This is a genomic window from Streptomyces sp. WAC07094 (assembly GCF_036320405.1).
Taxonomy (GTDB): domain Bacteria; phylum Actinomycetota; class Actinomycetes; order Streptomycetales; family Streptomycetaceae; genus Streptomyces; species Streptomyces lannensis.
The window spans coordinates 1,154,844-1,168,766 of sequence record NZ_JAVMJZ010000001.1 but is presented as its reverse complement, the minus strand read 5'-3'; the positions used below and the strand labels follow the sequence as shown (position 1 = coordinate 1,168,766).

Here is a 13,923-nt window from a genome sequence, read left to right as displayed (position 1 = left end):
CTGAACGGTGATTCAGTTGCCTGCCCGGGACCCGATGCGCGGGAGCCGCCCTTCGAGGGCTTTCTACCGCCTCTGGTGTGCGGTGGACACCGGCTCCGCACCCTGCGGCACATCGCACGAGTCCTTGAAGCCCTGACTCGTCAGGCCCAGCGCCGCATTGACGCGCGAGCGCAGGTTCTCCACCGCCACCATCGCCGTCAGCTCGACGAAGGCCGGCTCGCCGAGCCGGCCGACGAGCCGGGCGGCGAGCTCGTCGTCGACGGTGGGCGGGGCGGCCGTCATGGCCTCGGCGTACGCCATGACGTCGCGCTCCAGTTCCGTGTAGGCGCCGCTCTCGCGCCAGCGTGGCACGTCGACGAGCTTCTCGCGGGCCATGCCGCGTTCCCGGCTCACCCAGTAGCCGAAGTCCATGCACCAGGAGCAGCCGACCGACGCGGCCGTCGCCATCTCGGCCAGCGCCTTGAGGTCGGCGTCGAGCCGGTTCCACTTGGCGACCGACCGCTCGAAGCGCAGATCGGCCCGCAGCACGTCCGGCTGATGGGCCAGCGCCTTGCCGGGGTCCAGGACCTTGCCGTAGGTCTTCTTCGAGTACCACTCCATGAAGCGGAAGAAGAACGTGCGGCGCGGGGTCAGGGAGACTCGGGCCATGGGGCACCTCCAGTGCGTCGTTCCGGGGCGCCCTTCGCGAGCGCCCGCACCGTTGCGACGAACCGCCACCCCCCGGATGTGACATGCGGGCCCGCACGCGTCGCGCTGTGCGCCGCCGAGGTCGCACTGTGGCACGGCAGGCCCGTCGTCGGAGGAGGGGCCGACAATAATGGAAGATCTCATCGACTCCACTGGAGGTCCTGTGTCCGGTTCACGTTCCCTGAGCTCGGGGCTCCGAGCGCTGCGGCCCGCCGCTTTCGGCGCGGATCCGAGCGGGGAGCGCCTGGCGCGCATCCGCAGGTCGCCGCACTTCGCGGACGGCGTCTTCGTGAACCCCGAGGGCACCCGGACCCGCCCGTCCGGCGGTTCCACGCTGGAGCTGACGAAGGTCTACTTCCGCAAGGACGCCCGGGTCCGCCGCGCCCCGTCCGGCACCGTGCCCGTGCATCCGACGACGTACGCCGATCTTGCCCGGCCTCCCGCGAGCGGACTGCGGCTGACGTGGATGGGGCACTCCAGTGTGCTCGCCGAGATCGACGGGCACCGGGTGCTGTTCGACCCGGTGTGGGGGGAGCGCTGCTCGCCCTTCGACTTCGCCGGCCCCAAGCGCCTGCATCCGGTGCCGCTGCCGCTCGCCGCGCTCGGCCCGGTCGACGTCGTCGTCATCTCGCACGACCACTACGACCATCTCGACCTGCCCACCATCAAGGCACTGGCGGGGACGGACACCGTGTTCGCGATACCGCTCGGCGTGGGCGCCCACCTGGAGCACTGGGGCGTCTCGGCAGACCGGCTGCGCGAGCTGGACTGGAACGAGACGACGAAGGTCGGCGGCCTGAGCCTGACCGCCACCCCGGCCCGCCACTTCTGCGGCCGCGGTCTGCGCAACCGGCAGCACACCCTGTGGGCGTCCTGGGCCGTGGCCGGCGACGAGCACCGGATCTACCACAGCGGCGACACCGGGTATTTCGACGGGTTCAAGGACATCGGCGCCGCGCACGGCCCGTTCGACGCCACGATGATCCAGATCGGCGCCTATTCGGAGTACTGGCCCGACATCCACATGACGCCCGAGGAGGGCATGCGCGCCCACCTCGACCTCCAGGGGGGCAGCCCGCAGGGTGTGATGCTGCCGATCCACTGGGCCACGTTCAACCTGGCGCCGCACCCCTGGGCCGAGCCCGGCGAGGGCACCGTCGAGGCCGCGCGGGCGGCCGGAGCGCAGGTCGCGCTGCCGCGCCCGGGTGAGCCCTTCGAGCCGACGGCTCCGACCGTGCCGTCGGAGCCCTGGTGGCGCGGGGTCGCGGTCGAGCCGGAGGGCGGCTGGCCCGCGCCCGTGGCCGTCGCCGACACTCCGGGTGACGTCCCGGGTGAGGGCACCGCGGGATCCGGGGAGCCGGAGACGGTCCCCGCGGGCTGACCTTCCGGGCGGACGCGGGACCACGGCGAGGGCCGAGGAGCACAGGGCTCCTCGGCCCTCGCCTTTTGTTCCCGACCGCTTCTGACCAGCTCTGATCGGTTCGCTTCTGCGGTAGGAACGCGTGTCCGGTTGGTTATCGGTCGGTCGTACGACGCGTCATACCAGAGCGGGAAGCTCTCCGGAGGACTTTGTCCACAGCCCTCCGCGCATGCCTTCAACGCGACTACGCTGAGTTGCCGCCGCGCGACGGAGGGCCGCCATTCCACGGCCTTCCCGACCCGGCGCCGCGATGGCGCATGCCCGAGTCGCGCAGACCGCGGGGACCCCACGCCCCCGACGCACCGAGTACGAGGACGCCGATGTCTCACCTTCGCGCACCGGCCGCACGCGCAGACCGCCGTGAGGGCGGGCGGCACGGGCGACCGGTCGCCCAAACCGTCCCCGCGCCCCCCGCCACCGCCATACGGCCCCGGTTGCTGCGTCTGGCGGTCCTGCCCTGCGTCGCGGTGACCCTCAGCGCCTCCGCCGCCGTGCTCTTCACCGTCCGTGCCACCGGCGCGCGCCCCACGCTGTTGATGTGGGCCGTGTTCGCGGGCGCCCTCGGAGTGGCCTTCGCGGGCATCGCGATCGCCGCCGTGGCCGCCGAACGCGCCGCCACATCCGTCGCGGAGCGGCTCGAGATGCTGCGCCGCACCAGCGCGCGCGGTGAGGCAGACCTGCGGGCCCTGGTCGAGGCGATCCGCCGCGGTGACACTCCGCCCACGCGCACACCCCGCGGCAGACCCACCAAGGACGGCGACGAGTTCGAGTTGCTCGCCGACGAGTTGTCGCGGGCCCACGACGGCGCCTCCGCCGCGGTCCTGCAAGCGGCACAGCTCTCCAGCCAGACCGGCAGCGAGCAGAAGCTCGAAGTCTTCCTGAACCTCGCGCGGCGCCTGCAGTCCCTCGTGCACCGGGAGATCTCGATCCTCGACGAGCTGGAGAACGAGATCGAGGACCCCGACCTGCTCAAGGGCCTCTTCCACGTCGACCACCTCGCCACCCGCATCCGGCGCCACGCGGAGAATCTCGCCGTGCTCGGCGGTGCGGTCTCGCGCCGTCAGTGGAGCAATCCGGTCCCGATGACCGAAGTGCTGCGCTCGGCCGTCGCCGAGGTCGAGCAGTACGCACGGGTCAAGCTCGTACCGCCGGTGGACGGCACCCTGCACGGCCACGCCGTCGCCGACGTCATCCACCTGCTGGCCGAACTCGTCGAGAACGCAACGGTGTTCTCGGCTCCGCACACCCAGGTCCTGCTACGCGCCGGCCAGGTCACCTCCGGGCTCGCCATCGAGGTCGAGGACCGCGGGCTCGGCATGCCGCAGGCCGAACTGAGCCGGATGAACACCCTGTTGGCCGACCCGGACCAGGTCAACGTCGCCGGCCTGCTGGCCGACGGCCGCATCGGCCTGTTCGTGGTCTCGCAACTCGCCCGCAGGCACGGCATCCAGGTCCGGCTGCAGACCAACATCTACGGCGGTGTCCAGGCGGTGCTCGTGGTGCCGCAGGGGCTGATCGGTCCGGCTCCCGGCACGGCCGGAGGCGCGGCGCCCCAGGAGCCGCAGGCGACCGACCCCGACACCGGACCGGTCGCGACCCCCGGTGCCGCAGGCCCGCAGGAGATCGCTCCCGGAAACCACCGCCCGCACGTCCCCCCGCCCCGGGGCGCGCGGGCCGCACACCCGCCTCTCGGAGGTTCCGACCAGCCGGCGGTGCGCGGATCGCAGTGGCCGGGCGACGATCCGGTCCCGGACGAGCGCGACCGCTCCCCGCTGCCCGTGCGCGAAGCCGACAGCCCCCGGCCCAACCCGGCCGAGGCCCTGCCCGGACTCCGTGCCGGCGACCGGCCGATCGTCGAGCGGCCCATCGACAGACGGCCGGCTCCCCTGGTCGGTACCGTCCGCGGCACGATGGGCAAGCCCCGGCTGCCCCGCCGGCGCGCCCAGGAGCACCTGGCACCCCAGCTTCGTGGAGGACCGACGCCGCCCGCACACCAGGAGGGCGAGCAGCACATCGGCCATGACCCGGGCCTGATGGCCGCCTTCCAACGGGGCATCGGCCTCGCGGAGGCACGTGCGCAGGCGGAGCCCGGCCACGACGAGCCGGACGCCGATGCGGGGGCCGTCCCCGACCGGCACCAAGAGGCAGGGTCGGACGTCCCGTATCGCGAGCCGGCGTTCCCCGACGACACGCCGTCGCCCCTCGCCGAAGCACCGGCCGGGGACCGGGCGCGCACCGCCGAGGTGCACGCCCGACACGAGCCCGACCGGGAACGGACCGTCCGGCAGGACGGGAGTGCACCGCCCGGATGACCACACCGACCCCGCCCGCTCCCGCAGACCCGCGAACCCCAAGGAGTCGATCCATCATGGCGAGCGAAGTGCCGACCGCCCATGCCTCCGACCTCGACTGGCTGATGAGCGGGCTCGTGCAGCGCGTGCCGCACACCACGAGCGCGGTCCTCCTGTCCTGCGACGGGCTCGTGAAGTCCGTCCACGGCCTCGACCCGGACAGCGCCGACCACATGGCCGCCCTGGCCTCCGGCCTGCACTCCCTCGGCCGCAGCGCGGGCGTCCGCTTCGGCGACGGGGGTGACGTCCGGCAGATCGTCGTCGAACTCGACTCCACGCTGCTGTTCGTCACGACCGCGGGCGCGGGCACCTGTCTCGCCGTCCTCGCCGACCGCGAGGCCGATGCCGCTGTCCTCGGCTACGAGATGGCGATGCTCGTCAAGAGCGTGCGGCCGTATCTCGTGACCGCTCCGCGCCGCTCCACGGCGACCCGGCCTTGAACGTCACCGCGGCGGGCGATGGCCCCTGGCTCGACGCCGCAGCCGGACGGCTCGTACGTCCCTACACGGTCAGCGGCGGCCGCACCCGGCCGAGCACCGCGTTCGACCTGCTGTCCCAGGTGAGGACCACCGGTGTCGTCCCCCTGGGCTACCTCGGCCCCGAACACCGCGAGGCGCTCGACCTGTGCCGGGCACCCGTCTCGGTCGCCGAACTGGCCGCTCACCTGAGGCTTCCGGCGGCGGTGACCAAGGTGCTGCTGTCCGACCTCGTCGACTGCGGGGCGCTCACCACCAAGTCCCCCGCCCACCACCACAACCCCACCGACCGGTCCCTTCTGGAGGCAGTGCTCGATGGATTACGACGAAAGCTCTGACCCCTTCCCCACCGCCCTGAAGATCCTGGTGGCGGGAGGGTTCGGGGTGGGCAAGACGACCTTCGTGGGCGCGGTCAGCGAGATCGCGCCGCTGAGCACGGAGGAACTGCTCACCACGGTCGGTGCCGCGACCGACAGCCTCGAGGGCATCGAGAACAAGGTCGAGACGACCGTGGCGATGGACTTCGGCCGTATCACCCTCGATGCGCGGCATGTGCTGTATCTGTTCGGGACTCCCGGACAGGAGCGGTTCTGGTTCATGTGGGACGAGCTCTCCGAGGGCGCGCTCGGGGCGGTGATCCTCGCCGACACCCGGCGGTTGGAGGACTGCTTCGCCGCCGTCGACTTCTTCGAGCAGCGCGGCCTCGGATTCGTCGTCGCCGTCAACGAGTTCGACGGCGGTCACCGCTACGGCCGGGAGGAGGTGCGCTCCGCCCTGGACCTCGCCCCCGAGATCCCCGTCGTGTGCTGTGACGCCCGGATCTCCAGCTCGGGCGTGCAGACCCTGCTCACGCTCGTCCGTCATCTCCTCGCGCTTTCCCCGGCGGCGGCCACGAGCCCGGGGGCCCGCGCATGACCCCGGGGCGACTGCTGCTGACCCCGGAGGACAAGGGCGCCGCCGCGCGCGTCCAGCGGCTGCGCCTGCTGGGTCTCGGGGAGCGCGCGGAACCGGAGTTCGACGCGTTCGCCGACCGCGTCGCCGACGTCGCCGCCGCGCCCTACGCGATGGTGAACTTCGTCGGCGAGCACCGGCAGTTCTTTGCGGGACTCCACCAGCCCGGCGACCGGCCGCTCGTCGCCGTCGCCGAAGCGGACGGCGCGGACCCGGAACCGGTCCGTCACCTCGGCCGCGAGTACGGCTTCTGTCCGCATGTCGTGGTCCGGGGCAAGGCGCTCGTGCTCGAGGACATCCGCGACTACCCGCGCTTCGCCTCCAACCCGGTCGTGGACGAACTCGGCGTCCGTTCGTACATGGGCGCCCCGCTCGTCGACCGGGAGGGCCTCGCCCTCGGCACGGTCTGCGCGATCGACCTCGAACCGCGCCCCTGGGGCCGGTCGGGACTGGAGACCATCAAGGCGCTCGCCGCGGAACTGGCCGAGCGGATCGAGCAGGAACGGACCGGCGCCGCCGGAGACAGGGCGTGAAGGAAAGCTGCGGCCGAGCTTAAGAAATCCTCGATGGACCGGGCGCCGCCGGTACGGCAGATTTCTGAGTGATCTCATCTCTCCTCCCGGTAGGGGCTCCTTCGGCATGCCCGGTTCCGGGATCGCACCCACAGGAGCCGTAGCGTTGAAGGCGCTGGTCAAGGACAAGGCTGAACCGGGACTTTGGCTCACCGACGTCCCGGAGCCGCAGGTCGGCCCCGGTGACGTACTGATCAAGGTCCTGCGGACCGGGATCTGCGGTACCGATCTGCACATCCGCTCCTGGGACGGCTGGGCGCAGCGGTCCATCCGCCCCCCGCTGGTCGTCGGGCACGAGTTCGTCGGCGAGGTCGTCGAAACGGGCCGGGACGTCACCGAGGTGAAGATCGGTGACCGGGTCAGCGGAGAGGGCCACCTGGTGTGCGGCAAGTGCCGCAACTGCCTCGCCGGCCGCCGCCATCTGTGCCGTGCGACGGTCGGTCTCGGCGTGGGACGCGACGGTGCGTTCGCCGAGTACGTGGCGCTGCCCGCCTCGAACGTGTGGGTCCACCGGGTCCCCGTCGACCTGGATGTCGCCGCGATCTTCGACCCCTTCGGCAACGCCGTCCACACGGCTCTGTCCTTCCCGCTGGTCGGCGAGGACGTCCTGATCACGGGGGCCGGTCCGATCGGTCTGATGGCCGCGGCCGTGGCCCGCCACGCGGGCGCCCGCAACGTCGTCATCACCGACGTCAGCGAGGAGCGGCTGGAGCTGGCACGCAAGATCGGCGTGAGCCTCGCGCTGAACGTCTCCGAGGCCACCATCGCCGACGGCCAGCGCGAGCTGGGGCTGCGCGAGGGCTTCGACATCGGTCTGGAGATGTCGGGCCGCCCGGAGGCGATGCGCGACATGATCGCGAACATGACGCACGGCGGGCGGATCGCGATGCTCGGACTGCCGTCCCAGGAGTTCCCCGTCGACTGGTCCCGGATCGTCACTTCCATGATCACGATCAAGGGCATCTACGGGCGCGAGATGTTCGAGACCTGGTACGCGATGTCGGTCCTGCTGGAGGGCGGACTCGACCTGGCCCCCGTGATCACCGGCCGTTACGACTACCGCGACTTCGAGGCGGCGTTCGCGGACGCGGCGAGCGGCAAGGGCGGCAAGATCATCCTCGACTGGACCGTCTGATGCGCGGTGCGGTTCGCCCCCGGGCCGTCTGAGCAGGCGTCGAGAGGCCGACCGTGTTCGGCCGCCCCGGATCGGGCGCGGTCTCCCGTCCGGGGCGCTCTCCCGACGCCCGCACCGCCCATCGCCCCACTCGCCCTTCGCACCCAAGGAGCTTTTCCGATGTTCGACTCCGTGCGCGACGACCTCCGCGCCACCCTCGACGAGATCCGCGCCGCCGGGCTGCACAAGCCCGAGCGCGTGATCGACAGCCCGCAGTCCGCGACCGTGCGCGTGAGCGCCGGCGGCCGTCCGGGCGAGGTGCTCAACTTCTGCGCCAACAACTACCTCGGGCTCGCCGACCACCCCGAGGTGATCGCCGCGGCACACGAGGCCCTGGACCGCTGGGGCTACGGCATGGCCTCCGTGCGCTTCATCTGCGGTACGCAGGAGGTGCACAAGGAGCTGGAGGCGCGGCTGTCCGCGTTCCTCGGCCAGGAGGACACGATCCTGTACTCCTCCTGTTTCGACGCCAACGGCGGTGTGTTCGAGACCCTGCTCGGTCCGGAGGACGCCGTCATCTCCGACGCCCTCAACCACGCCTCGATCATCGACGGCATCCGGCTGTCCAAGGCCCGCCGCTTCCGCTACGCCAACCGTGACATGGCGGACCTCGAGCAGCAGCTGAAGGAGGCCTCCGAGGGCGGTGCGCGCCGCAAGCTGATCGTCACCGACGGCGTCTTCTCCATGGACGGCTATGTGGCGCCGCTGCGCGAGATCTGCGACCTCGCCGACCGCTACGACGCCATGGTCATGGTCGACGACTCGCACGCCGTGGGCTTCGTCGGCCCCGGTGGCCGCGGCACCCCCGAGCTGCACGGCGTCATGGACCGTGTCGACGTCATCACCGGCACGCTCGGCAAGGCGCTCGGCGGCGCCTCCGGCGGCTATGTCGCCGCCCGCGCCGAGATCGTCGCGCTGCTGCGCCAGCGCTCCCGGCCCTATCTCTTCTCGAACACGCTCGCCCCCGTGATCGCGGCGGCCTCGCTCAAGGTGCTCGACCTGCTGGAGTCGGCCGGTGACCTGCGCGAGAAGCTCGCCGAGAACACCGCGCTCTTCCGGCGCCGCATGACGGAGGAGGGCTTCGACATCCTGCCCGGCGACCATGCCATCGCCCCGGTCATGATCGGTGACGCGGCGCGAGCCGGCCGCATGGCCGAGCTGCTGCTGGAGCGCGGCGTCTACGTCATCGGGTTCTCCTACCCGGTGGTCCCGCAGGGCCAGGCCCGTATCCGTGTGCAGCTGTCCGCCGCGCACTCCACGGACGACGTGGACCGCGCGGTCGACGCGTTCGTCGCTGCTCGGGCGGAGCTGGAGGCCTGAGACGACCCGCGCTCTTGCGATAATCGGTCGCATGATCGAAGCGCGGCGGCTGCACATCCTCCGTGCGGTGGCCGACCACCGCACCGTGACGGCTGCTGCCGCCGCGCTCTATCTCACCCCCTCCGCGGTGTCCCAGCAGCTCACCGCGCTGGAACAGGAGACCGGCCACCGGCTGGTGGAGCGCGGCGCCAAGGGCGTGCGACTCACCCCGGCCGGCGAGATCCTGCTCAGTCACACCAACGCCGTCCTCGCCCAACTGGAGCGCGCCGAGGCCGAGCTGGCGGCCTACGGCGCGGGGTCCGCGGGCACCGTGACCCTGGCCTCCTTCGCCACCGGCATCGGGCTGGTCGTCGCCCCCGCGCTGGCCCGGCTCGCCCGGACCGCGCCCGGAATCCGGGTGCGGGTCCAGGACGCCGAGGGTGATGCGAGCCTGCCGATGGTGCTGGACCGGCAGGTCGACGTCGCGGTCGCCGTCGAGTACCGCGGCGCACCCGACGCGGACGACCCCCGGCTCACCCATGTTCCGCTGTATGCGGAGCCCTTCGACGCGGTGGTGCCGTTCACCCACCGCCTCGCGGACGCGGGCGAGGTCCCGCTCGGCGAGCTGGCCAGGGACGCGTGGATCGGCCCGTACGCCGGCAATCCCTGCCACGACGTCGTCGTGCTCGCGTGCGAGCACGCCGGATTCCAGCCCCGGCTCGAACACTCCTCGGACGACTTCCGCGCGGTGGTCGCGCTGGCCTCCGCCGGTGCCGGCGTCGCCCTGGTGCCCCGCTCCGCCCTGCGTGGTATGGACCTCACCGGCGTGGTCGTCCGCCCGGTCGACGGGGTCGCGCCCACGCGCCGGGTCTTCGCCGCAGTGCGCCGGGGCGCGGAGGAGCACCCTCTGATCCGGCCGGTACTGGATGCGCTGGCGGAGGCCGCGACCGAGGACTGATCCACTCCGCCGGGGCCTGCCTTCGGCGGTGGAGTCCTGTGCGTATCCGCGAGCGATTCTCGTATGTGGGATAACATCCCGGATGTGGACGGCGAAGTGATCGACAGCGTGGACGCCCGGCTCGCCGGACGCCTGGCCGAGCTGCGGGCGGAACGCGGCTGGTCCCTGGAGGAACTGGCGGAGCGCAGCGGCGTGAGCCGCTCGACCCTCTCCCGGGCCGAACGTGCCGAGATCAGCCCGACCGCTTCACTCCTCAACCGGCTCTGCGCGGTCTACGGCCGCACGATGTCCCGGCTGCTGAGCGAGGTCGAGGCGGAGCCCGCGCAGGTGCTCCGCGCCGCCGAGCAGACCGTGTGGCAGGACTCGGCCTCCGGCTTCGTACGGCGGTCGGTGTCTCCTCCCCATCCCGGACTGCGCGGCGAACTCGTGGAGGGGCGGCTCGCGGCGGACGCCGACATCGCGTACGACAGGCCGCCCGTCCCCGGGCTCGAACAGCACATCTGGGTCATCGACGGTGCGCTGGAGGTGACGGCCGGGGACGTGGAGCACCGGCTCTGCGCCGGCGACTGCCTGCGGCTGCGGGTGTGGGGGCCGACCCGGTTCCGCTGCCCCGGTCCCGACGGCGCCCGGTACGCGCTGGTGGTGGTGCTCCCATGACCACGATCTCCGCGCTGAACGGGACCGAGGTGCTCGCCAGGGCGGAGGGCCTGGCGGAACTGCTGACCGACAGCGTGCACGGTGGAGCCTCGATCGGCTTCCTGGCGCCGCTCGAGCGGTCCGAGGCGGTCGCCTGGTGGAGGGCGCGGGCGGCCGCGGTAGAGGCGGGCGCGCTGACGGTGTGGGTGGCACATGAGGGGGACCGGGTGACGGGCACGGTCGGACTGGCCCTCCCCGACAAGGCGAACAGCCGCCATCGCGCCGAACTGGTCAAGCTCATGGTGCACCGGGAGGCCCGCGGCCGTGGCCTCGGGCGCCGGCTGCTGGCCACGGCCGAACGGGGTGCCGCGGCGGCCGGGATCACCCTGCTCCATCTGGACACCGAGACGGGCAGTCCTGCCGAGGTCCTGTACGGCTCCGCCGGCTGGACACGGGTCGGGGCGATTCCGGACTACGCGGCGACACCGGCCGGTGTCCTGCACCCCACGACGGTCTTCTACAAGCATGTGGGGGATTCCCGCTGAGCGTGCGGTCTCTGTCAGTGGCATTGGCTACGGTGCGGGACATGCCGGACGCCGAAGACGTACGCCGTATCGCCCTGTCCCTGCCGGACACGGCCGAGAAGATCGCCTGGAACATGCCCACGTTCAGGGTCGCGGGGAAGATGTTCGCCACGCTGCCCGAGGACGAGACCTCCATAGCGGTGCGGTGCCCCAAGGAGGAGCGGGACGAGCTGGTCCTGGCCGAGCCCGAGAAGTTCTGGGTCGCCGATCATGAGGCGCAGTTCGCCTGGATCCGAGTGCGCCTCGCGACCCTCGAGGACGAGGCGGAGCTGCGCGACATCCTGGCCGACTCCTGGCGCCAGGCGGCGCCGCCGCGCCTTCTCGACCACCACCCGGAGCTGGGGTCTGCGGCCGGGGACTGACGTGCGGGTGACCGGCGGACAAACCGGTGCGCGACCACCGGCCCGAGTGCGGTATTGTTTCTGTGCGCGTTCGGCCGGGGGAAACCCCAGGTCAGGCGGGCAACGGGACGTGGCGCAGCTTGGTAGCGCACTTGACTGGGGGTCAAGGGGTCGCAGGTTCAAATCCTGTCGTCCCGACCAGCTTCATTGCAGGTCGGAGGCCGTTTTCTCAGAGTTGGGAAGACGGCCTTCCGTATGTCCGTACTCCGATGGCCCGCCGTGCCGGCCAGGCATCGGGGGGCCGTGACCGGGTCGCCGTTCCACGGCCGTACGCGGTCCGCCGCCCTCCGGGAAAACGCTTGGACTCCGCGGGCGCCGCCGCGGGACACTTCGACTCCTGGTCTGCCCCTGTTCGTCCGTCGTTGTCCCCACGAGCCGCATGGGGCACCCTCGTCGTGCCCCGTCCGACCGCTCGCGACCCGAACGAGGGCCGCCCACCCGAACCGCACCTCCACACGGCCATCGAGGTGGCGTCACCATCCGGAAGAAGCACGTGACGCCGCCGCACGACACCACAGGGTTGGGATGGGATCACCTGATTCGCGCAAGGTCGTGCCGGGCAAGCGTTCCGTGCTCCTGGCACTTCGTTACTACGTAAGGGAGTTGGCACGGCTGCGGCGGCTGACGCTGCCCGCGATGCTGCTGCCGGCGCTGGGCAACATCGGCATCAACTACATCGCGCCGCTGGTCGTCGCGAAGCTCGTCGGCCGTATCGCGGGCGACTCGGGCATCGGCGTCGGCTCGATGCTTCCCTACGTCCTCGCCTTCGGCTGCGCCCTGCTGGTCGCCGAGGCGCTGTGGCGACTCGGCCTCCACTGCCTGAACCGCCTGGACGCCCGCGGCATCGAGCGCCTGTACGTGATCGGCATGGACGAACTGTTCGCCAGGGACGCCGCCTTCTTCCACGACAACTTCGCCGGATCGCTCACCAAGCGGGTGCTGAGCTTCGCCTCCCGCTTCGAGGAGTTCGTCGACACGCTGACGTTCAACGTCGTGGGCAGTTTCGTGCCGCTGCTGTTCGGCTCGGTGGTGCTGTGGCGCTACGAACCGCTGCTCGTCGTCGGGCTCTTGGCGATGATCGCGCTGACGGCGCTGTGTGTGGTGCCCCTCATCCGCCGCCGCCAGGCACTCGTCGATCAGCGCGAGGAGGCGATCGCCAGGGTGTCCGGCCATGTCGCCGACAGCCTGATGAACATGGACACGGTCCGGGCGTTCGCCGCAGAGGAGAGCGAGGCCGCCGAGCACCGGTCCCGCGTCGCCGAGTCGCGGCGGCTGACGCTCAAGTCCTGGGACTACGGCAACCTGCGCATCGACACACTGGTCGCGCCGATGTCCGTGCTGACCAACGCCCTGGGCCTGCTGCTCGCGGTCACGCTGGGCGGGGGCGAGCACGGTGTGGAGGCCGTCGTGGTCGCCTTCACGTACTACAGCAACGCCACCCGGATCATGTTCGAGTTCAACCAGATCTACCGTCGACTGGAGAGTTCGATGACGGAGGCCGCACAGTTCACCGAACTGCTGCTGACCCCTCCGACCGTGCTCGACCCGGAGACGCCGGAGGTCCTGCGGTCCCGGACCGGCGACGTCCGCTTCGAGCGGGTGACCTTCGCCCACGGAGGCGGCAAGCCGCTCTTCGAAGGGCTCGACCTGGCCGTGTCCAGCGGCTCCAGGATCGGGCTCGTCGGCCGGTCCGGCGGCGGCAAGACCACCTTGACCCGGTTGTTGCTGCGGATGACCGACATCGACGCGGGCCGGATCCTGGTCGGGGGCCAGGACATCAGCAGGCTGCGCCAGGCGGATTTGCGCAGTCTGATCGCCTATGTGCCGCAGGACCCGGCGATGTTCCACCGCTCACTGCGGGACAACATCGCGTTCGCCCGGCCTGACGCCACCGACGCCGAGATCCGGCGTGCCGCCGAGGCGGCGCACGTCACGGAGTTCGCCGACGCGCTGCCGGACGGCTTCGACACCATGGTGGGCGAGCGCGGTGTCAAGCTGTCCGGCGGACAGCGGCAGCGGGTCGCCCTCGCCAGGGCGATCCTGCGCGACGCGCCGATCCTGCTGCTGGACGAGGCGACCAGTGCGCTGGATTCCGAGAGCGAGATCCTCGTCCAGGAAGCGCTGTGGCGGCTGATGGACGGGCGGACGGCGCTGGTCGTGGCGCACCGGCTGAGCACCGTCGCCGGCATGGACCGGCTGGTGGTCCTCGACCGCGGCCGGATCGTCGAGCAGGGCACCCACCAGGAGTTGCTCGCATCGGAAGGCGCCTACGCGAAGCTGTGGCAGCACCAGTCGGGCGGCTTCCTCGGCGACAGTCCCGCGCGGGCCGAACTGCACTGATCGCGTGTCTGGGCCCTCGGCGCCCCGACCCGCGATCCCGTGCCGCGAAGGGAACCTCGGCGGCCGGCCTCCGG

The 13,923-nt window shown here is 71.7% G+C and carries 14 protein-coding genes and 1 tRNA gene; 14 read left to right on the top strand and 1 reads right to left on the bottom strand.

Features of this window, described 5'->3' with window-relative positions; all coding sequences use genetic code 11:
- Nucleotides 1–63: 63 nt before the first annotated feature.
- The gene (locus tag RCR19_RS05245) at nucleotides 64–648 is read right to left on the bottom strand and encodes a carboxymuconolactone decarboxylase family protein (protein WP_331264011.1); all 585 of its coding nucleotides are present in this window, start codon (nucleotides 646–648) and stop codon (nucleotides 64–66) included.
- A 202-nt stretch (nucleotides 649–850) separates the two neighbouring features.
- Between RCR19_RS05245 and RCR19_RS05240 the strand changes: the two genes are divergently transcribed.
- From RCR19_RS05240 to RCR19_RS05175, 14 genes are all read left to right on the top strand, one after another.
- Complete coding sequence (locus RCR19_RS05240) at nucleotides 851–2,068, top strand: MBL fold metallo-hydrolase (protein WP_331264010.1); 1,218 nt, start codon at nucleotides 851–853, stop codon at nucleotides 2,066–2,068.
- A gap of 359 nt (nucleotides 2,069–2,427) precedes the next feature.
- A complete protein-coding gene (locus tag RCR19_RS05235; RefSeq protein ID WP_331264009.1) occupies nucleotides 2,428–4,419 on the top strand; it encodes an ATP-binding protein in 1,992 nt (663 codons plus the stop codon).
- Between the two features lie 56 nt (nucleotides 4,420–4,475).
- Nucleotides 4,476–4,898, top strand: a complete 423-nt coding sequence (locus tag RCR19_RS05230; protein WP_331264008.1) for a roadblock/LC7 domain-containing protein — start codon at nucleotides 4,476–4,478, stop codon at nucleotides 4,896–4,898.
- A complete protein-coding gene (locus tag RCR19_RS05225; protein WP_331264007.1) occupies nucleotides 4,895–5,272 on the top strand; it encodes a DUF742 domain-containing protein in 378 nt (125 codons plus the stop codon). Before RCR19_RS05230 ends, RCR19_RS05225 begins: the two co-directional genes overlap by 4 nt.
- The gene (locus RCR19_RS05220; RefSeq protein ID WP_331264006.1) at nucleotides 5,250–5,849 is read left to right on the top strand and encodes an ATP/GTP-binding protein; all 600 of its coding nucleotides are present in this window, start codon (nucleotides 5,250–5,252) and stop codon (nucleotides 5,847–5,849) included. The genes RCR19_RS05225 and RCR19_RS05220 overlap by 23 nt, the downstream gene beginning before the upstream one ends.
- A complete protein-coding gene (locus RCR19_RS05215) occupies nucleotides 5,846–6,418 on the top strand; it encodes a GAF domain-containing protein (RefSeq protein ID WP_331264005.1) in 573 nt (190 codons plus the stop codon). Before RCR19_RS05220 ends, RCR19_RS05215 begins: the two co-directional genes overlap by 4 nt.
- Nucleotides 6,419–6,563: 145 nt before the next feature.
- Nucleotides 6,564–7,592 (top strand): L-threonine 3-dehydrogenase, encoded by a 1,029-nt coding sequence (gene tdh / locus RCR19_RS05210; protein ID WP_331264004.1) that lies wholly within the window; start codon nucleotides 6,564–6,566, stop codon nucleotides 7,590–7,592.
- 159 nt (nucleotides 7,593–7,751) lie between these two features.
- A complete protein-coding gene (locus RCR19_RS05205) occupies nucleotides 7,752–8,951 on the top strand; it encodes a glycine C-acetyltransferase (RefSeq protein WP_059127576.1) in 1,200 nt (399 codons plus the stop codon).
- Nucleotides 8,952–8,982: 31 nt separating this feature from the next.
- Entirely contained in the window at nucleotides 8,983–9,888 is a 906-nt protein-coding gene (locus tag RCR19_RS05200) for a LysR family transcriptional regulator (RefSeq protein ID WP_331264003.1), read from the top strand.
- Nucleotides 9,889–9,951: 63 nt separating this feature from the next.
- Nucleotides 9,952–10,545, top strand: coding sequence for an XRE family transcriptional regulator (locus RCR19_RS05195; RefSeq protein WP_331264002.1), 594 nt, complete (start codon nucleotides 9,952–9,954; stop codon nucleotides 10,543–10,545).
- Nucleotides 10,542–11,069, top strand: coding sequence for a GNAT family N-acetyltransferase (locus RCR19_RS05190; RefSeq protein WP_331264001.1), 528 nt, complete (start codon nucleotides 10,542–10,544; stop codon nucleotides 11,067–11,069). Before RCR19_RS05195 ends, RCR19_RS05190 begins: the two co-directional genes overlap by 4 nt.
- Nucleotides 11,070–11,110: 41 nt before the next feature.
- Nucleotides 11,111–11,470 carry an MmcQ/YjbR family DNA-binding protein gene (locus tag RCR19_RS05185; RefSeq protein WP_331264000.1) on the top strand — a complete coding sequence of 120 codons (360 nt, stop codon included), beginning with the start codon at nucleotides 11,111–11,113 and terminating at the stop codon, nucleotides 11,468–11,470.
- A 103-nt stretch (nucleotides 11,471–11,573) separates the two neighbouring features.
- A tRNA-Pro gene (locus tag RCR19_RS05180) sits at nucleotides 11,574–11,650 on the top strand.
- Nucleotides 11,651–12,034: 384 nt separating this feature from the next.
- The gene (locus RCR19_RS05175) at nucleotides 12,035–13,849 is read left to right on the top strand and encodes an ABC transporter ATP-binding protein (RefSeq protein WP_331263999.1); all 1,815 of its coding nucleotides are present in this window, start codon (nucleotides 12,035–12,037) and stop codon (nucleotides 13,847–13,849) included.
- Nucleotides 13,850–13,923: the final 74 nt, after the last annotated feature.